Raw genomic sequence first — 17,658 nt, forward strand, 5'->3', positions numbered from 1 at the left:
GTTTGGGCAACAAAATGCCCGGTTGAGAAATTATCTTTGCTGCTGCAAATCTGCGTTGAATTCCATTCCTGCTTTGATTCTGGCCGCAGGCCGTAGGAGCCTGGCTTGCCGGCGATCTGGCGGGAACCGCCAGCAAGTCCTTAAAACCCGGTACACCAGGAACCCTGTGCACTCAGGTTTCACTGCCGCTGCGCGCCAGATCGTCCGAATGCGGCCCAGAGACAAGCCACGCTCCTACGCCCTCCGGGCAGCAGCATGTTTTACAACTGCAGTCCTACCGGCCAGGTGTCCGTCAACTTGTACCCCTCCGGCCACGGATCGCTGGGGTCGAGCATGTGTTGATGGGTGCCGGTGATCCAGGCGCGTCCCGACAAGCTCGGCACAATCGCCTTGCGCCCAGCCACATCGGTTTCGCTCTGGATCTTGCAGTGAAACTCAGACCCGATGATCGAGCGCCCGATAAAACGGTCTCCCACCTTCAACTCGCCCTTGGCATGCAGCACCGCAAGGCGCGCCGAACAGCCGGTGCCGCACGGTGAACGGTCGATCTTGCCGGGGCGAATCACCACAGCGTTCGCGGCATTGGCCACGCCACCGTCGTAGTTCACGGGCGCCGCGATCTGGCAGAACGAAATGTGGTTCCAGTCCTTGTTCAGCGGATGGCGGAAACCCAACTGCTCGTTGGCGGCCTGGGTGATCTTGAGGCCCGTTTCTACCAGGTCTTTTGCTTCATCGGCCTTCAACGAAAAGCCCAGGCCTCCTGAGTCAACGATGACAAAACTATCGCCGCCGTACGCGGTATCGACCTTGATCGAGCCCAGCCCCGGCACCTCGATCCACACGTCCAGCTGATCGGCAAACGAGGGATGGTTATGCACCTCGACGCTCTGCACCTTGCCGTCGCGGCATTGCGCGATGGCTTCGATCAACCCGCCGGGGGCTTCCAGGATCAAGCGTGTTTGCGGCTCGGTCATCGGCAGGATGCCGCTCTCCAGCAGCACCGTCGCCACACACAGCGAGTTGGAGCCGGACATCGGCGGCACATCGGCGGGCTCCATGATGATCCAGCCCATCTGCGCTTTCGGGTTTTTGGGCGGCACCAGCAAATTAACGTGACGGAAGACCCCGCCACGCGGCTCGTTGAGCATGAAGTTACGCAGCACGTTGTCCTTTTCGATCCAGCGCGACTGTTCCCAGATCGTGTCGCCGGGCGGCGGTGCAACGCCGCCAACGATCACATCGCCGACTTCACCCTCGGCGTGGCAACTGACCACATGTATCACTTTCGATGAGCGCATAACCGATAGCCCTCCTGTCAAAACCACTGAATAAACCCGTTTCGTCCCCTCGTTGGAGGGAGCTTGCTCGCGATGAGGCCAGTACAGCCGACATCAATTCGTAGGCCGGAACACCGCTTCGCGAATAAATTCGCTCCTACAGACCTGCGTGCTCCCTCTTGCGGGAGGGGGCTTGCTCGCGATGAAGCCAGCCCGCGTGCTGATCGTCCCTCTGTAGGAGCGAATTCATTCGCGAGAGGCCAGCCAAGCGGACATCAATTCGTCGGCTGGAGAACCGCTTCGCGAATGAATTCGCGCCTACAGACCTGCGTGCTCCCTCTTGCGGGAGGGGGCTTGCTCGCGATGAGGCCAGCCCGCGTGCTGATCGTCCCTCTGTAGGAGCGAATTCATTCGCGAGCCGCCGGTACAGCCAACATCAATTCGTCGGCTGGAGAACCGCTTCGCGAATGAATTCGCGCCTACAGACCTGCGTGCTCCCTCTTGCGGGAGGGGGCTTGCTCGCGATGAGGCCAGCCCGCGTGCTGATCGTCCCTCTGTAGGAGCGAATTCATTCGCGAGCCGCCGGTACAGCCAACATCAATTCGTCGGCTGGAAAACCGCTTCGCGAATAAATTCGCGCCTACAGACCTGCGTGCTCCCTCTTGCGGGAGGGGGCTTGCTCGCGATGAAGCCAGCCCGCGTGCTGATCGTCCCTCTGTAGGAGCGAATTCATTCGCGAGAGGCCAGCCAAGCGGACATCAATTCGTCGGCTGGAAAACCGCTTCGCGAATAAATTCGCGCCTACAGACCTGCGTGCTCCCTCTTGCGGGAGGGGGCTTGCTCGCGATGAGGCCAGCCCGCGTGCTGATCGTCCCTCTGTAGGAGCGAATTCATTCGCGAGAGGCCAGCCAAGCGGACATCAATTCGTCGGCTGGAAAACCGCTTCGCGAATAAATTCGCGCCTACAGACCTGCGTTAATTGATCGAGCGCAGAAAATCCGCCGTTTCCGGGCGCTGCGGGTTGCCGATGACCTGCTCCGGTGTGCCGATTTCATGCACCAGCCCGTGACGGAAAAACGCCACGCGGTCGGACACATCGCGCGCGAAGCGAATCTCGTGGGTCACCAGAATCATGGTCATGCCGTCTTCTGCCAGCATGCGCATGGTGTCCAGCACTTCGCCTACCAGTTGCGGGTCAAGCGCCGAAGTCGCTTCGTCGAACAGCATGTAATCCGGCGACATCGCCAGCGCACGGGCAATCGCCATGCGCTGCTGCTGGCCGCCCGACAGCTTGCCGGGGAACACTTTCAGTTTGTCCGCAAGCCCCACGTGCGTCAGTTGCTCGACCGCCAGCGCCTCCGCTTCGGCCTTGCTTTTGCCGAGCACGGTGCGCGGCGCGAGCATTACGTTTTCCAGCACGGTGAGGTGCGGAAAGGCGTTCCACTGCTGGAAGACGATGCCGATCTTCTGCCGCAACTTGTTGATGTCGGTGTCCTTGGCGTGCACCTCGGTGCCGTCCACGCGGATGCTGCCGCTCTTGATCGACTCAAGGCCATTGATGCACATCAGCAGCGTCGACTTGCCGGAGCCCGAGCCGCCGATGATCGACACCACTTCGCCTTTTTTCACCGACAGGCTCACGCCCTTGATCACTTCAAGGTCGCCGAATGACTTGTGTACGTTGTCGATCTCAATCATTTTCCTGCCACCTTGTTTCCAGTCGGGCGCCCAGGCGTGCGATCACCAGGCTCATGACGTAGTAAATGAGGCCTGCGATGCACAGCACCAGCAGCGGTTCTTGAATGCGCGTGACGATGGTTTGCGAAGCACGAAGCAGTTCGACGATGCCGATCCACATCACCAGCGCGGTGTCCTTCATGACTCCCAGCAGCAGGTTGATCCAGCCGGGGAAGGCCACGCGGGTGGCCATCGGCATGACAATCTGGCGCAAGTCCTGCCAGTAACTCAGGCCCAGCGAGCGGCTGGCGCGACGCAGGCTCATCGGAACCGACAGCACGCCGCTGCGCACAATTTCCGTGCAGTACGCCGTGACGTACAGGCCCAGCACCACGCAGGCCACGGTGAAGGCGCTCCAGTTCAGGCCGGCAATGCTTTTCAGCGCATTGAACAGCACGAACTGAATCAGCAACGGCACGCTGCGAAACACGTCCAGCAACCACGCCAGCGGGATCGTGCTGCGCGGAAACAGCGCCCGACCCATGCCGCAGATCACTCCAGCGAGCGTGCCGATCAGCATCGAGACGACGGTCAGCAGGATCGTCACCCATGCGCCTTGCAGCAAAAACATCAGGTCGTTCCAGGTAAAACTGCTCGTAAACATGGTCTTCCCTCAATACCGGAACAAGCGCCAGGACAGCAGCCGCGCCACGGCCACGATCAACTTGGCCAGCAGGTAATACAGCACCGCCGCGATGGCGAAGAATTCGAAGGTGCGGAAGGTTTTGACGTTGTAGTCCTGGGTCACGCCGGTCAGGTCGTTGTTGAGGCCCACAATCACGCCCATCGAGGTCATCAGCACCGCCCACACCATCTGGTTGGTCAGCGGGTAGAACACGATGCGCAGCAATTGCGGTATGACGATCAGGCGATACGCCTGTGGTGCGCTCATGCCCAGCGAGCGGGCAGCGCGCAACTGCGTGTCAGGCACCGCCTTGAGGCCGCCGCGAAAGTTCTCGGCCAGATACCCGGCATTGTTAATCGTGATCCCGGCCAGCAATGCTGCCCACGAGCTGATGTGAATGCCGAACGAGCCCAGCCCGAAATACAGGATGTACACCTGAAACAGCGAAGGCGTGTTGCGGGCGATGGAAATCCAGGTGCCGGCAAATCCGCGCAACGCCCGGTTGTTGCCCTGGCGCATGAAGGTCAGGGCCAACGCGAAGATCACCCCGAGGATCATCGACAGGGCGGCGGTTTCGAACGTCACCCATGCGCCATCGAGCATGTCCGGCAGGGCCTTGAACGCTGCACGCCAATGGAAGTTGTAATCAAACATGCACAGCCTCCACGGTGGCGGCGAGTTGCAACCAGCCCGGCAGTCGGCCGCTGGCCTGGCCGGTGCAGGCGCTGTCGACGCATTCGGTAAGGCTGGCGAAATGCACGCGCCGCCCCACCAGCCCCGGCGCGTAATGCGCGTATTTGCCTGAATTGGTCATCAACGTGCGAGCGGTGGGCGGGATCACCGGTTCGCCGAGCATGCACCAGCAGGTGTCGGTAACGAGCTGCACGCCGAAGGCCTTGAGGGTGTCGGCATAACCGGCGCTTTCGGCCTTTTCCAGAATGGAGCGACCACAGGTGACGACGATGGCGACGTCTTCGTGCTTGCGTTTGCCGGCGCACAGTTGAGCAAGCGTTGCGCATTCGCTCAGCGAAAAATGCGGATTACCCAACGTGATGGCGTGTACTTGCGGGCTTTGCGCGCTGTTGAGTTCGCGCCAGCTGTGCAGCAGGTCGTGCGCCTCAATGTGCAGGATCGTGGCTGGCGGAATTCCGCCCATGGCAAGTTCCGCCTGAAGGGCCTCGGGTGTAACGCCCGCCATATGAAACATCGGCGCGGCAGAGGTGGTCGCAAATGCGGCGCCGAAAGCTTTCAGGTCGTCCAGCGTGGGATGTCGGTTTTCCAATCCGCAGATCACTGGAATTTCGCTGCCGCACAGCAGGCCGACGTGGTAACCGAGCAGCGGATAGAAGCTGTCGTCCAGCGTCCCGAGCGCAGGCGTCTCGATGCGCAAGGTGGCCAGCCGTTGTTGCGTGAGGTGGCACCCGACCTTCGGCGCGCGGCCGGTGAGGGCGATGCAGATGTCGAGGTAATCCGGGTATTTCAAGGTGCGTGCGCCGATCACGCTGTTGGCGTAAACCACGGCGTTGGATTCGGCCCAAACCACTTGCTCGCCCAGTTCCGGCGCGCTGTCGAGCAGATAGGGCGCGCAGGTGAAGCTGATCTTTGCGCCCATGTCCAGGTACGCGTCGCCGAGCTGACTGGCCGGTTGGCCAAGTGCCGGGTCGACACCCAGTTCGCGCCAGCGGCGCTTGTCCACGGAAATCGAATTGAGGGTGGTGGGCACGCGCACTTTTGCCTCCCACTTCACCAGTTGCCGGGCAAAGCGCAGGCTGGCGGGGCCGGTGTAAATGCAGCCGTCGATGTGCGCCTGAGTGATGTCCAGCAACTCGGTGGCGCCTTGCAGTTCGGCCATTCGCAGCACAATGCCCATGGCCACTTGCGCCGCTTTGCCGTAAGAACCGTCAAGAATGCCCTGATCCATTTCGGTGAGCGTGACGTGGCTGTGAGCAACGATGAACGGGCGTTGTGCGCGTGGGGCTATAGCGGGAGGCGGGGCGTCGAAACAGCTGATCCGGTCGTGCTCGACGCGCACATGGGACACGCCCTTGAGCGCGGCAAACCCTTGTGCACCAAGGCTGATGACCGGGATCGATTGATTGAACATCTGTTCGGCCACCAACACGCCCAGGGTCAGAATGTCTTCGACACGCTCGAACACCAGTGCCGCCGGCGCATGGCCGTTGAGCATCAATTCCAGCAGCACGCTGCTCCCGGTGCAGGACCCGCGCCCGCTGGGAATGGCCAGCACGCGCCCGCTGATGAACTGCCCGCTCAGCGGGTGATGCCGGTCGATGACCTCACCGGTAAACGGCTCGACACCGCCCCAGAAACTCAGGCCGACGTCGGCGTACAGCAATTCGCCTTGCGCGATCCCGGCCACCAGACAGCGGCCCGTCAACGAAACTTCAGACATCGTGGGCTCCTGTGTTGGTTCAAGTTCGGCCTTGATCGATGTGGGAGGTGGTGATGTGTGTGCCGCACTCTTTTGCAGGAGTGCGCTTGCCCGCGATAACGGTGTGTCAGGCGACGGACCTGTTAACCGATCCACCGCTATCGCGGGCAAGCGCGCTCCTACAGGGTTGCGGCGTTTGCTCAGTAGTAAACACCTGGCACAGTCAGGTCCACCGGCTTGCCGCTCACCCATTTTTCATACAGTTCGGCGTAACGGCCGGAGCGCACTTGCTGGTTCACGAACAGGTTCAGGTAGTGAATCAAACCGTATTCGTTGCGTTTGGCCGCCAGTGAAACGTAGTCGATGGTGTAGGGCGCGTTACCGGCAATTTTCAGATTTTTGTATTTGCCTGATTTGAGGGTGGCGGCCGCAACGGTGTTGGTCACGACCGAAGCGTCAATGTGGCCCTGTGCAACGGCCAGAATGGTGTCGTTCTGAGTCTGGTAAGCGCGGAAGCTGCCGGTGCCCCATTTCTTCACGTCTTTTTCCAGGGCGATGGCTTCGAACGTGCCGCTGGTGTTACCGACCGGGCGGCCCTTGAGGTCGTCGAATTTGTCGATCTTGGCGTCGTCGCGGGTCAGCACGACCATCTGGAAAGCGAAGTACGGAATGCTCATGGCCACGGTCTTGGCACGCTCGAGGGTGTCAGACGTCGAAGCCACAATCACGTCCGCCCGGCCAGACACCAGGGCCGGAATGCGATCCGGGAACGGGGTTTCGACTACTTCTGCCGTGACCCCCAGCACTTTCGCCAGGTCGTTGCAGTAGTCCACGTCGAATCCGACCGGGTTGTTCTTCTCGTCGCGTGAACCCATCGGCGGGAAGTCCAGTGTCACCGCGCAGCGCAGCTTGCCGGAGTCGATGATGTCATCGAGCTTGTCGGCCATTGCGGTGTTGATAACAGAAGCACTCATGACAGCGAGGAGGGCTACGGCAACAGCGGGGTTTTTCATAGAGGCCTCGAGGTGTGCAAGTAAGGGATCGGTCGGATAAGTAATTTCGTATACGATATTTTATTAGCATGGATTGTGCCTGTTTGCTCGGCGGCAACAGGACTTGCGGTGAATCAGGGACTTAGCAGAGTGGTAGTACAAGTACGGCGAAAGGGGGGTCGAACGGCCTGTTACATAAAGGAGCAGCGGTGCTTCATTAGTGCACGTTTGCTCACCGCTGGCGGGCGACGAGGCAGCATTGCCGGGTGAATCAGGATTGACGCCACGCGAATGAATTCGCGGCTACAGATTGACTGGCGTTGGTGTAGAGGGGCGGCGATCAGTCTTCCCGCTGGCGAAACTGGGTCGGGGTGAAACCGGTCAATGCGCGAAACTGCCGGCTGAAGGCGCTGTGGTCGGTGTACCCGCAGCGCAGGGCGATTTCGGTGATCGACACGTCTTGCAGCAGCAGCAGCGAGGCCTCGCCCAGCCGCGCTTTGTGGATCATCTGCCGAGGGGTGAGCTGGAAGATGCGCTTGCAGTGGCGTTCCAGTTGCGCGACGGACACGCCGGCAATCGCGGTCAGTTCTTCGAGCAGGATCGGTCGGGCAAAATGCTGGCGGATATAGGCGTCCACTTCGACCAGCTTGTGATACGCAGGGTGCGTCGATTGCAGGGTTTGCAGGTCTCGGGAAATGCCCGCCAGGCCAATGATCGCTCCGTCGTCGTTGCGCAGCGCCAGCTTGTGGGTCAGGCACCAGATCGGCTGATTGCCGTAATAAAGGTGCAGCTCCAGTTGATCGCTGAGCTGTCTGCCGTCTGCCAGTACGCGCCGGTCCTAGGCGGTGTACAACGGTCCGAAACGCGCCGGAAACACCTCCTCGGCGGTGCGCCCCACCAGATCCTGCTTGCGCTTGAAACCACAGCGCTGGGCCAGGGTTTGATTGACCAGTGCGTATCGCGCTTCGGTGTCCTTGATGAAAAACACCACGCCCGGCATGGCGTCGAACAGAGGCGAAACCAGCTCAAGACTGCTCAGCAACTGCTCAAGGCTGCGCAGGGGCGAGGCGGGGATGAGATCAAGCATGTTCACGATGGGGTCAGTCGCGGCAAGAGTCGGGTCGATCATGCTGCAACACCGCGATGCAGCACAATCGGCCGATCACTCAAGACAGCTCGCCACCCGTATCGAGGCACACCAGCGTCGAGATGCGCGCGGGTGTGAACGGCGGGCGCAATGACGGCGGCTCCCAGCCCAGCAGCGTTTGCGCGGCAGTCGAGCAAATGCGCCCTTGGCACGCGCCCATGCCGCAACGGCTATTAAGCTTGGCGTTGGTCCAGCCGGTGTGAGGGCTCATCGCCGACAGCGGCACGTCTTCGCAGCGGCAGATCAGCGTGTCCGGTTTCGCCAACTGCCTGATCTCGGGGCGCAATGCGAATGCGCGATTGAGTCGGTCAGCGAAGCGCTGCCAGCGTTGGCGTTGAGGCCAGAGCGCACGTGCTTCTCGTTCCTTTTGGACCGCCACCAGCCCGGCAATCCGGCCCTCTACCAGCGCCAGTTCGCTGCCACCAAAACCGGTGCATTCGCCCGCTGCGTAATGATCGACCACGCTGCTGGTCTGCCACTCGTTCACCACAATCGCGCGGTCGGCGATGCGGCAACCGAGCGCTTGAGCGATTTCCACATTTGGCACTAGGCTGAACCCGCAGGCCAGGCGCTCGCAGGGCATCTCTTCAAGGCGGCCACCCACGTTGATGCGCACAGCCTCCAGCCGATCAGTACCCAAAGCCTCAACCACATAAGTCGACGTCCGGTAGCCCGTGTTCGCCAACCCCGCCGCTTGAAACGCCTTGTTGGGCCAGGCCCACAAACCGCTGGCAAAACCGGCGACTGAGGCCAGAGAGGCCTGTTCGGCGATGCGCTGAACGCTCGCCCCATTGCTGCGGGCGGTAGCGGCACTGGCCAGTAACAAGGGGCCAGTCCCGGCCACCACAATGCGCTCGCCGGCCACCGACAGACCGCCCTTGATCAACGCTTGCAAGCCGCCCGCCCCGGTGACGCCCGGCAAGGTCCAGCCAGGGAACGGCAACAGCAACTCCCGGGCACCGGTACAAAGAATCAGCCGGTCGTAGCTCAAGACCCAGCCGCGCTCGGCGTTCTCCAGCAACAGCTTTTTAGGCCCTGCGAGCGCAACCACTTTGGTCCCGCTGTGCAGCGTAATCCCGGGGTGACGTTGAACCTGGCTACGCAAATCTTTGGCCAGCGCCGGCAGGTGAGCATTGGGACCGTCGCGCCAGATCTGGCCGCCTGGCGCCGGGTTGTCATCAAGCACCGCAACGCTGATGCCCGAGGGTGCTGCGGCCAGCGCCGCGCTCATGCCGGCGGGGCCGGCGCCGATGATCAGCAGTTCAACATGCTCGTGCTGGCTCATGCCCATGTCTCCACGCGCATGCCATCGCGGCACAGGGTCTGACACGCCAGGCGGCGCAAGCCGTCAATGCTGACCCGGCATTCCTGACAGATACCCATCCCGCACAAAGGCGCTCGGCGCACGCCGCTGATTGCGGTGCGGCTGCAATGGTCACCCGTGGCCATCAACGCGGCTGCCACCGTGGTACCGTCGACAACGCGTAAGGTCTGGCCATCAATGCTCAACTCAGGTATGGGCGCGGGCTCCGATGAAGCGTTCGGGAAGAAACGGTGTGGGGTCCAGCGGCGACTTGCTGCGCAGCAACTGCGACGCCAGCAATTGTGCGGTGCCGGTGGCCGTGGTCACGCCCAGGCCTTCGTGACCGACCGCCAGCCACAGGCCGGGCTGCAAAGGATGCTCACCAATCAACGGCTGCCCGTCGGGGCTCGCCGAGCGGAAGCCGATCCAGCTGCGCAGGCCGTTCATGTCGCCCAGACCGGGCAAAAATTCCGTTGCCCGGCGCAGCATTCGCCCGAGCATGGCGGCATCGATAGCCGGATCGTGATTGTCGAACTGCCGGGATGAGCCAATGAACAGTTGCCCGGTGGGGCGCTGTTGCACGTTGAACGCAACCGAAGGCCCGGTACTGTTGTGGGCGCTGGTCACGTAGCCCAGCTCCACCAGCGTGTGGCTGATCTGGATCGGGTAGCGGTCGGTAATCAGCAAGTGCCCTTTTTTGGGTTGCAGCGGCAGGTCGGGGCACAGCTCGCGGGCATAGATGCCGCTGGCCAGTACCACCGACGTGGCTTGGAGGTGTTCGCCGCCTTCCAGTTGCACGCGGTTGCCACGCACTTCAATCACCTTGGCGACGCGCTGAGTGACGCGTTTGGGCTGGCGCTGCAGCAGCCAGCGTGCGGCGTTGGGCGCGTAGAGAATGCCGTCGCCGCTGACTTTCAAACCGCCATGAAGCCCGGGCCGTAAAGAAGGCTCAGCGGCTGTCAGCGCCTCGGCGCCGAGCAGCTCGCAGGCAACGCCATGGTCGCGCAATACCGATTGTTTGCGTTCGGCCTCGGCCATTTCAGCTTCGTTGCAGGCCAGCCACAGCGTCCCATTGTTGCGCATGGCGCAATCGTCAGGCATCTGTTTGGCCAGCTCGCGCCACTGGCGCACCGAATAATCCCCCAGCGCCAGTTCGGCCGGGTTGTCGTCCAGCACCACCAAGTGACCCATGCCTGCGGCCGTGGCGGCCGGGCGTTGCGCATCCAGCACCAGCACTTCGAGGCCGCGACCTGCCAGCTCATCAGCGCACGCCGCGCCGATAATGCCGCCGCCAATGATGATGACGTCGGCGGCCTGGCCCTTGATCACGGGCGGATGCCCCACGCAAACGGATCATTTGGGTCGAGCAGCAGGGTTGCTTCGGCACTGATGTAGGCGCGACCGCGAATGGTCGGGACGATACGCTCACCGGCACTGCGTTCGCCGTTTTCCCATTCAAAACTGCCGTCGAACCGGCTGCCGATCACGCTGGCCTGATCCCATATCTGTCCCGGTTGCAGCTTCCCGTCAGCGGCCAGACACGCCAGTTTGGCGCTGGTGCCGGTGCCGCAGGGCGAACGGTCGTAGGCTTTGCCGGGGCACAGGACGAAGTTGCGGCTGTCGGCCTGATCGTCGCCTGCGAACAACTCGATGTGGTCGATCACGCCGCCGTCTTCACCGCGAATACCCTGGGCTTCCAGTGCCTGGCGCACGGCCCAGGTGTAGTCGGTGAGGGCGTCGAGGTTGTCGTTGCTGACACTCAGGCCGTGTTCGGAAATAAGGAAAAACCAGTTGCCACCCCAGGCGATGTCGCCCGTGACGCGGCCGATCCCCGGCACTTCAACCACAAAGGCTTTGCGATAGCGGTACGACGGCACGTTCTGCACACTCACCGAGCCGTCTTCATGGAGCACCGCTTCGACGGTGCCCACCGGCGTTTCGATGCGGTGCACGCCCGCGCCGATTTTGCCCAGATGCGCCAGCGACACGACCAGGCCGATGGTGCCGTGGCCGCACATGCCGAGGTAACCGCTGTTGTTGAAAAAGATCACACCCGCCGCGGCGTCCGGGTCCACCGGCTCGCACAACAGCGCACCGACCAGCACGTCGCTGCCACGGGGTTCGAGTACGGTCGTTGCGCGCCAGTCATCGTATTCATCGGCCAGCCGTTGGCGGCGTTCAGCCATGCTGCCGGTGCCCAGGTCGGGGAACCCGTCGAGCACCAGGCGCGTGGGCTCGCCACCCGTGTGGGAATCGAGAATGCGGATGCGTTTCATGGTTCACCTGAGGCTGTAGGAGACGCCGACAGAGTGGCGCCTGCACGCCTCTGGGTCTTGACCGATTTCGCCCTGACGGATGACGAAATCAGCACAGCCGCGCAGGCGTCAGACTTCGCTGATGGTTGCGTTGGGCAAATGGGCGTAGAGGGTGCGGCACACACCGATGATGTGGTGCTCGATCAATTCCACGGCTTTCTCCACGTCTTGATCGGCACAGGCCTGGAGGATTCCCCGGTGCTCCTGATCTGCACGTTCCTTGCCTTCGTCGAAGGTCATCTGAACACGCAGATAGCGTTCGACCTTGTCGTGAATCGAGCGAATCATGTTCAGCAAGAACGGCCGCTCGGACGCTTCGTACAAGCAGGTGTGGAAGGCCCAGTTGAGTTCGGCCCAGCGCCCGACGTTGTCGTCCAGCATGAACTCGTCACAGATGGCGCTGGCGCGGGCGATGTGCGCGGTGGTCATCTTCGGTACGGCCAGGCGAATGGCCTGGGACTCCAGCAGCACGCGCACTTCGAATATCTGCGCCAGTTCCGGCTCGGAAATCCGCGTGACGACCGCACCCTTGTTGCGCATGAACCGCACCAGCCCTTCGGCTTCAAGGCGCTTGAGGGCTTCTCGCACGGGTATCTTGCTGACGTTGAACACCCGGGCAATGTCGTCCTGGCGGATCGGTTCGTCTTCGGCGAACTGGCCCGAGATGATCGCGTCCCGCAAGTGCTTGGAGATGACCTCGGACGCGGACGGTGCGACACCGAGGTTTGGAGCGTCAGTTATCTGGAAGGGCACGCAGTTGGCTCAGGCAAGGGGTGGAATGCCGAATATTGTATACGACGTCCGATTTGTTACACCCATGCCTTGCGCTGCGCCATCAGAAATAGATCAGTGGTTGACGGTGCAGGCGAGCATGGCCGACAGCTGGCACAGCGGACGACCGCTCTGTTCCTGCCACTGATTGAAGACGTCCTGCACAAGTGCCTGGTCGCGCTGGCTGGTGGGCACTTTATCGACGATGTTCTGCGCGTTGAGCGCCGCCACCACATCCCACGTGGGGATGAAGGTGTCTTTGCCGACCATGCGCAGGAAACGCGGCGACGACAGCCCGCCCATCTGGTTGCCGTGCTTGGCCAGATAACGCCACAGGCCGACGATGTCATTGATCGGCCAATCGGCGATGAGCGCACCAAAACTGCCATGGGATTCTTCGATATCGAGGATCATCTGCGCATTGCGCGGCACGCTTTTGAGCTTGCCCAAGTGGCGAATGATGCGTTTGTCCTGCATCAGGCGTTCAAGGTGATCGGCGCCCATGAGCACCACTTTCTCTGGATCGAAGCGGTAGAACACTTCTTCGAACGCTGGCCATTTTGAATCCACCAGACTGTGTTTGAGCCCCGCACGAAAGACCCGCAGCGCCATGGTCGACAGGTAGCGGTCGGCACTGATGGCTTTGAGTTTTTTCGGCGTGGCGGGCGTCGGGAGATGCGCCTCGAGGGCGGCGGCAGAACCAAAGCGATTGAGGCAGTACTCGTTTAGCCATTTGTAGTCTTGCATGCCCTCTCCATCGAGTGTGTTGACGCACCGCAATCCTGTAGGAGCGAATTCATTCGCAATGCGGTATTGAATTTGATGACCTGTGTCGTCTGACCCGGCCCTTCGCGAATAAATTCGCTCCTACAGGGCGTCGGCGTTCATTCGCTGCCGGGTGTACTGATGCCTCCAGCGCACGTACAGCAACGCGCTGATGAACACCGTCAGGCTCGCGGCCATCTCCATCAGGCCGAACAGCCAGCGATTGGGGTCATAGGCCGCCAGCGCGCCTTTGATGAAATACAGGTTCACCACAAAGCACGTCCATGAGTGACCCCGTGCGCTGCCTTTCACCATCCCGGGTGTGAGTAGCAGCAGCGGCACCAGTTCAATCGAAAGAATCAACCACGGACGAGCGCCATGCAGGTCGGCGTAGACAAGGTAATAGATCGACAGCAGCACCATCAGCCCGATAAAGCACAGCAGCGCGGTGGCCCGGCTTGCGCGAACGCGGGGCTCGAGCCACTCCAGCGCTGGCAGTGCTCTGGGCTTTTTAGCCACGCGAGGGGTCGAGCAACAGCGCGGTTTTCGCCAGACGCTGACCGAGGGCACGGCACAGGGCAGTTTCGTGTTGATCCAGTGCGCGCTTGCCGTCGGCGCCCGCGTGATGACTGGCGCCGTAAGGTGTGCCGCCACCGCTGGTTTCGATCAGGGCAGCTTCGCTGTAAGGCAGGCCGGCGACCAGCATGCCGTGGTGCAACAGCGGCAACAGCATCGACATCAGGGTGGTTTCCTGACCGCCGTGCAGGCTGGCGGTGGAGGTGAACACGCTGGCCGGCTTACCCACCAGTGCGCCGGTCAGCCACAGGCTGCTGGTGCCGTCGATAAAGTACTTGAGCGGCGCGGCCATGTTGCCGAAGCGAGTGGGGCTGCCAAGCGCCAGGCCCGAGCAGTTTTTCAGGTCGTCGAGCGTGGCATAGAGCGCACCGTTTTCCGGGATGCTCGGTGCGACGGCTTCGCAGTCTGCGGAAATCGCCGGCACGGTGCGCAACCGCGCTTCCATACCACCCATCTCGATGCCACGGGCGATTTGCCGGGCCATCTCGCTGGTCGAGCCGTTACGGCTGTAAAACAGAACCAGAATATAGGGTGTGCTCACGGCAGGATCTCCAGGATTTTTTCCGGTGGGCGGCCGATGACCGCTTTGTCGCCCGCGATCAGAATCGGGCGTTCGATGAGTTTGGGGTTGGCGGCCAGGGTGGCGATCAGTTGGTCATCGCTCAGGCTCGGGTCGGCAAGGCCAAGCGCCTTGTATTCGTCTTCGCCGGTGCGCAGCAACTGGCGCGGGCCGATGCCGAGCTTGCTCAGCAGATCACGCAATTGCGCGGCGTCAGGCGGGGTTTCGAGATAGCGGACGATGGTCGGGGCCAGGCCGCGGGCTTCAAGCAGTTCCAGCGCGCCACGGGATTTGGAGCAGCGCGGGTTGTGATAAAGCGTCAGATCGGTCATTTGCAGGTCGCATCTTGCGTGAGGTGGCGGCTATTCTACATTCGTGACGAGAAAGGCCAACCCGTGGCGCGGAGGGTCGCAGTATCGGCGGCATTTTCAGACAAGAGAGGCGGATCATGGCAAGGCGGTTGGCGGCAGCGGTAGTGCTTATCGGCAGTGTGTTGCTTGGCGGTTGTGGTGTGGACCTGGGCACCGACCAGAACGGCAAGAAAGTTGCCAGCGAGCGCGTGGACCAGCACTGGCTGGTGGTCAATTACTGGGCGGAATGGTGCGGCCCGTGCCGCACGGAAGTCCCGGAGCTGAACGCGCTCTCGCAGCAACTGAAGGATCAGAAAGTCAGCGTGTTCGGGGTGAACTTCGACGGGCTGCAAGGCGAAGACCTGAAAACCGCCAGCAATGCACTGGGCATTCAGTTCACGGTGCTGGCGCAGGACCCGGCTGAACAATATGACCTGCCCAAAAGCGAGGCCTTGCCGGTGACGTACATCATTGATGACAAGGGCAAAGTGCGCGAACAGTTGATGGGCGAGCAGACCGCCGCAGGCTTGACGCAGAAAATCGCAGAACTCAAGGGCAAGGGTTGAGGGAGGTTTGCCTGGGGTAGGAGCGCGCATGTCCCGGCGATGGGTCTTTGTGCGATGGATGTGCTGACTGACACACCGCAATCGCGGGCAAGCGCGCTCCTATACCTGTAGGAGCGCACGAGCAACGCGAGGCCGCGATGGGCTGCGCAGCGGCCCCAAAACCTGAGATTCGGTTACTCCTGACACACCGCATGCGCAGGGTTTACTGCCGGTGCCCGGCAGATTGTCAGCAAACGGAACCTCAACCTTCTTCCAGCCAGAACCGCAGCGGTTTGCCTTCCAGCGGCCACAAACGCAATTGTTCGACAGGGGAGATATCCCAGCGCTGGACCTTGGGCAGCGCCTGCAGAAAACGCTGCTCCTGTTCCATTGCCGCAGGCGCACACAGTTTGCGGGTGCTGCCCACCGGTCCGAAGCTGATCGATTCACCGTCCAGTCGATACGGTGCAAACCAGTGGTTGCAGCCGGCGTTGCCGTAGGCGCGTCCATCTTTGCCCAGGATCATGGTCATGTGACTGTTGTCCATCAGCGGACGCTCGCCGATCCACTCCAGCAGATACCCCTTGTCGCGCTGCACCTGAGGCGTCTCAGTGGCGCATCCGCTCAGCAGGGTGGCGCTGATCAGCAGCGCGCTCGTGACGAAAAAACCGGCGCCTTTCATGCCGCTTTTTTCACGCAGGCAGGGCACAGATGGTGCTCGCCGACGACTTTCCAGCCCAGCTCGGCAATCCGCGCCTCGGCGGCAGGCTTGAGGGCTTTGTCACCGTCTTTGCCTTCGACCATGAACTCGATGTCCTGCACTTTGCCGCAGCCGTTGCAGTTGACCTTCCAGGTGTGGATGGCCAGTTCGGTGAACGCAGGACCATTGGCCACCGCAACCCATTGGCCGGGCGGATTGATCAGGTGACGGACTTTTTCTACCTGCAAGCGCATGTGCAGGGTTTTGCTGCCTTTGACGGTGACCAACAGCACGTCGTCGTGCTTGATCGAGCCGCCGTTGCCGGTCACTTGATAGCGACCCACTGACAGGCTGCGGCATTCGATGAGGGTGTGTTGCGGGGTGAGCATGCTGTAACGGAAATCGTGTTCTGCCATGGGGGTCTCCAAATAGGCGAGCATGCTACCACTTTAGAGGCAGCTGACCCTGACACACCGCGATCAAACTGTCGGAGCGCGCTTGCCCGCGAATGCTTCCCCGCCATCTGGGCCCGGCACGCGCCCTGTGGGAGGGGGGCATCACACCAGATTCTGCGGCGCGCCCGCTGCCCATGCGCTGATGTTGTCCAGCGTGGTCTGGGCAATTGCGCCCAGCGCCTCTCGGGTCAGAAACGCCTGGTGTGCAGTGACCACTACATTGGGGAATGTCAGCAGCCGCGCAAGCACGTCATCCTGCAACGGGAGGTCGGAGCGGTCCTCGAAAAACAACTTGGCTTCTTCTTCATATACGTCCAGCCCGAGGTAACCGAGCTGGCCGCTTTTCAGTGCCTCGATCAGCGCGGGTGTGTCCACCAACGCGCCACGGCCTGTGTTGATCAGCATCGCGCCGCGCCGCATGCGGTTGAGTGAATCGACGTTGATCAGGTGCCGGGTCTGCTCGTTGAGCGGACAGTGCAGGCTGATGATTTGTGCCTGTGCCAGCAACGCGTCAAGCGGCAGATATCGTGCGCCGAGGGCTTCGACGGCGGGGTTGGGGAATGGGTCGTAGGCCAGCAACTCGCAGCCAAAACCGGCCATGATCGTAGCGAACGTCGCGCCAATCTGGCCCGTGCCGACCACCCCGACGGTTTTGCCGAACAGATCGAAACCGGTCAGGCCGTGCAGGCTGAAATCGCCATCGCGGGTGCGGTTGTAAGCTCGGTGCAAGTGGCGGTTGAGTGACAGAATCAGCGCCACCGCGTGTTCGGCCACCGCATGCGGTGAGTACGCGGGCACCCGCACGACCGTCAGACCCAATCGCTGTGCCGTGTCGAGATCAACATGGTTGAAACCCGCCGAACGCAGGGCAATCAGGCGTGTGCCGCCGGCAGCGAGGTGTTCGAGCACAGCCGTGCCGAGGTCGTCGTTGATGAACGCGCAAACCACGTCATACCCATTTGCCAGCGCAACGGTGTCCAGCGTCAGGCGTGCGGGCTGGAAATGCAGGTCGATATCGCCCGGGATGCGCGCGGCAAGAAAACTGTCCTGATCGTAGGTCTGGCTACTGAAAATCAACGTGCGCATTTATCGAGTCCCGATGAGTTTGCGTAGACACTATCGTTGTTATACGCCGCCCGTGCTGATCTG

19 protein-coding genes and 1 pseudogene are annotated in these 17,658 nt (G+C 61.7%); 1 reads left to right on the plus strand and 19 read right to left on the minus strand.

The genetic code is table 11. The features are described 5' to 3' along the window. Nucleotides 1–260: 260 nt before the first annotated feature. From OYW20_RS07980 to arsC, 16 genes and pseudogenes are all read right to left on the minus strand, one after another. Complete coding sequence (locus tag OYW20_RS07980; RefSeq protein ID WP_268800155.1) at nt 261–1,298, minus strand: trans-3-hydroxy-L-proline dehydratase; 1,038 nt, start codon at nt 1,296–1,298, stop codon at nt 261–263. Between the two features lie 954 nt (nt 1,299–2,252). Further along, the gene (locus OYW20_RS07985; protein WP_268800156.1) at nt 2,253–2,975 is read right to left on the minus strand and encodes an amino acid ABC transporter ATP-binding protein; all 723 of its coding nucleotides are present in this window, start codon (nt 2,973–2,975) and stop codon (nt 2,253–2,255) included. Further along, nucleotides 2,968–3,618, minus strand: coding sequence for an amino acid ABC transporter permease (locus OYW20_RS07990; protein WP_268800157.1), 651 nt, complete (start codon nt 3,616–3,618; stop codon nt 2,968–2,970). Before OYW20_RS07990 ends, OYW20_RS07985 begins: the two co-directional genes overlap by 8 nt. 9 nt (nt 3,619–3,627) lie before the next feature. Then, a complete protein-coding gene (locus tag OYW20_RS07995) occupies nt 3,628–4,293 on the minus strand; it encodes an amino acid ABC transporter permease (RefSeq protein ID WP_268800158.1) in 666 nt (221 codons plus the stop codon). After that, nucleotides 4,286–6,052, minus strand: coding sequence for a cis-3-hydroxy-L-proline dehydratase (lhpI, locus tag OYW20_RS08000; RefSeq protein WP_268800159.1), 1,767 nt, complete (start codon nt 6,050–6,052; stop codon nt 4,286–4,288). The genes OYW20_RS07995 and lhpI overlap by 8 nt, the downstream gene beginning before the upstream one ends. 179 nt (nt 6,053–6,231) lie before the next feature. Then, nucleotides 6,232–7,044 (minus strand): ABC transporter substrate-binding protein, encoded by an 813-nt coding sequence (locus tag OYW20_RS08005; protein ID WP_268800160.1) that lies wholly within the window; start codon nt 7,042–7,044, stop codon nt 6,232–6,234. A 319-nt stretch (nt 7,045–7,363) separates the two neighbouring features. Beyond that, nucleotides 7,364–8,110 (minus strand): annotated as a pseudogene (locus OYW20_RS08010) (helix-turn-helix domain-containing protein). Nucleotides 8,111–8,189: 79 nt separating this feature from the next. Next, the gene (locus tag OYW20_RS08015) at nt 8,190–9,455 is read right to left on the minus strand and encodes an NAD(P)/FAD-dependent oxidoreductase (protein WP_268800161.1); all 1,266 of its coding nucleotides are present in this window, start codon (nt 9,453–9,455) and stop codon (nt 8,190–8,192) included. Beyond that, nucleotides 9,452–9,688 (minus strand): (2Fe-2S)-binding protein, encoded by a 237-nt coding sequence (locus tag OYW20_RS08020; protein WP_328284820.1) that lies wholly within the window; start codon nt 9,686–9,688, stop codon nt 9,452–9,454. The genes OYW20_RS08015 and OYW20_RS08020 overlap by 4 nt, the downstream gene beginning before the upstream one ends. Continuing rightward, nucleotides 9,681–10,802, minus strand: coding sequence for an NAD(P)/FAD-dependent oxidoreductase (locus OYW20_RS08025; protein WP_268801080.1), 1,122 nt, complete (start codon nt 10,800–10,802; stop codon nt 9,681–9,683). Before OYW20_RS08025 ends, OYW20_RS08020 begins: the two co-directional genes overlap by 8 nt. Further along, nucleotides 10,799–11,749 carry a 4-hydroxyproline epimerase gene (locus OYW20_RS08030; RefSeq protein WP_268800163.1) on the minus strand — a complete coding sequence of 317 codons (951 nt, stop codon included), beginning with the start codon at nt 11,747–11,749 and terminating at the stop codon, nt 10,799–10,801. The genes OYW20_RS08025 and OYW20_RS08030 overlap by 4 nt, the downstream gene beginning before the upstream one ends. A 108-nt stretch (nt 11,750–11,857) precedes the next feature. Further along, a complete protein-coding gene (locus OYW20_RS08035; RefSeq protein WP_268801081.1) occupies nt 11,858–12,529 on the minus strand; it encodes a GntR family transcriptional regulator in 672 nt (223 codons plus the stop codon). A gap of 105 nt (nt 12,530–12,634) precedes the next feature. Beyond that, nucleotides 12,635–13,306 carry a DNA-3-methyladenine glycosylase I gene (locus tag OYW20_RS08040; protein ID WP_268800164.1) on the minus strand — a complete coding sequence of 224 codons (672 nt, stop codon included), beginning with the start codon at nt 13,304–13,306 and terminating at the stop codon, nt 12,635–12,637. Between the two features lie 120 nt (nt 13,307–13,426). Continuing rightward, complete coding sequence (locus tag OYW20_RS08045) at nt 13,427–13,843, minus strand: DUF2069 domain-containing protein (protein ID WP_268800165.1); 417 nt, start codon at nt 13,841–13,843, stop codon at nt 13,427–13,429. Then, nucleotides 13,836–14,441, minus strand: a complete 606-nt coding sequence (gene wrbA / locus OYW20_RS08050) for an NAD(P)H:quinone oxidoreductase (RefSeq protein ID WP_268800166.1) — start codon at nt 14,439–14,441, stop codon at nt 13,836–13,838. The genes OYW20_RS08045 and wrbA overlap by 8 nt, the downstream gene beginning before the upstream one ends. Next, nucleotides 14,438–14,791 (minus strand): arsenate reductase (glutaredoxin), encoded by a 354-nt coding sequence (gene arsC, locus OYW20_RS08055; RefSeq protein WP_268800167.1) that lies wholly within the window; start codon nt 14,789–14,791, stop codon nt 14,438–14,440. The genes wrbA and arsC overlap by 4 nt, the downstream gene beginning before the upstream one ends. A 116-nt stretch (nt 14,792–14,907) precedes the next feature. Here arsC and OYW20_RS08060 point away from each other — a divergent pair, with 116 nt between their 5' ends. Continuing rightward, nucleotides 14,908–15,375 carry a TlpA family protein disulfide reductase gene (locus OYW20_RS08060; protein ID WP_268800168.1) on the plus strand — a complete coding sequence of 156 codons (468 nt, stop codon included), beginning with the start codon at nt 14,908–14,910 and terminating at the stop codon, nt 15,373–15,375. Nucleotides 15,376–15,616: 241 nt separating this feature from the next. On the opposite strand, the gene OYW20_RS08065 is transcribed toward OYW20_RS08060, so the two are convergent. From OYW20_RS08065 to OYW20_RS08075, 3 genes are all read right to left on the minus strand, one after another. Continuing rightward, on the minus strand, nt 15,617–16,036 hold the full coding sequence (locus OYW20_RS08065) for an META domain-containing protein (RefSeq protein WP_268800169.1): 420 nt from the start codon (nt 16,034–16,036) through the stop codon (nt 15,617–15,619). Continuing rightward, nucleotides 16,033–16,470, minus strand: coding sequence for a hypothetical protein (locus tag OYW20_RS08070; protein WP_268800171.1), 438 nt, complete (start codon nt 16,468–16,470; stop codon nt 16,033–16,035). The genes OYW20_RS08065 and OYW20_RS08070 overlap by 4 nt, the downstream gene beginning before the upstream one ends. A 141-nt stretch (nt 16,471–16,611) precedes the next feature. Next, nucleotides 16,612–17,595, minus strand: a complete 984-nt coding sequence (locus OYW20_RS08075) for a 2-hydroxyacid dehydrogenase (RefSeq protein ID WP_268800172.1) — start codon at nt 17,593–17,595, stop codon at nt 16,612–16,614. Nucleotides 17,596–17,658: the final 63 nt, after the last annotated feature.

The organism is Pseudomonas sp. BSw22131 (assembly GCF_026810445.1).
Classification (GTDB): domain Bacteria; phylum Pseudomonadota; class Gammaproteobacteria; order Pseudomonadales; family Pseudomonadaceae; genus Aquipseudomonas; species Aquipseudomonas huanghezhanensis.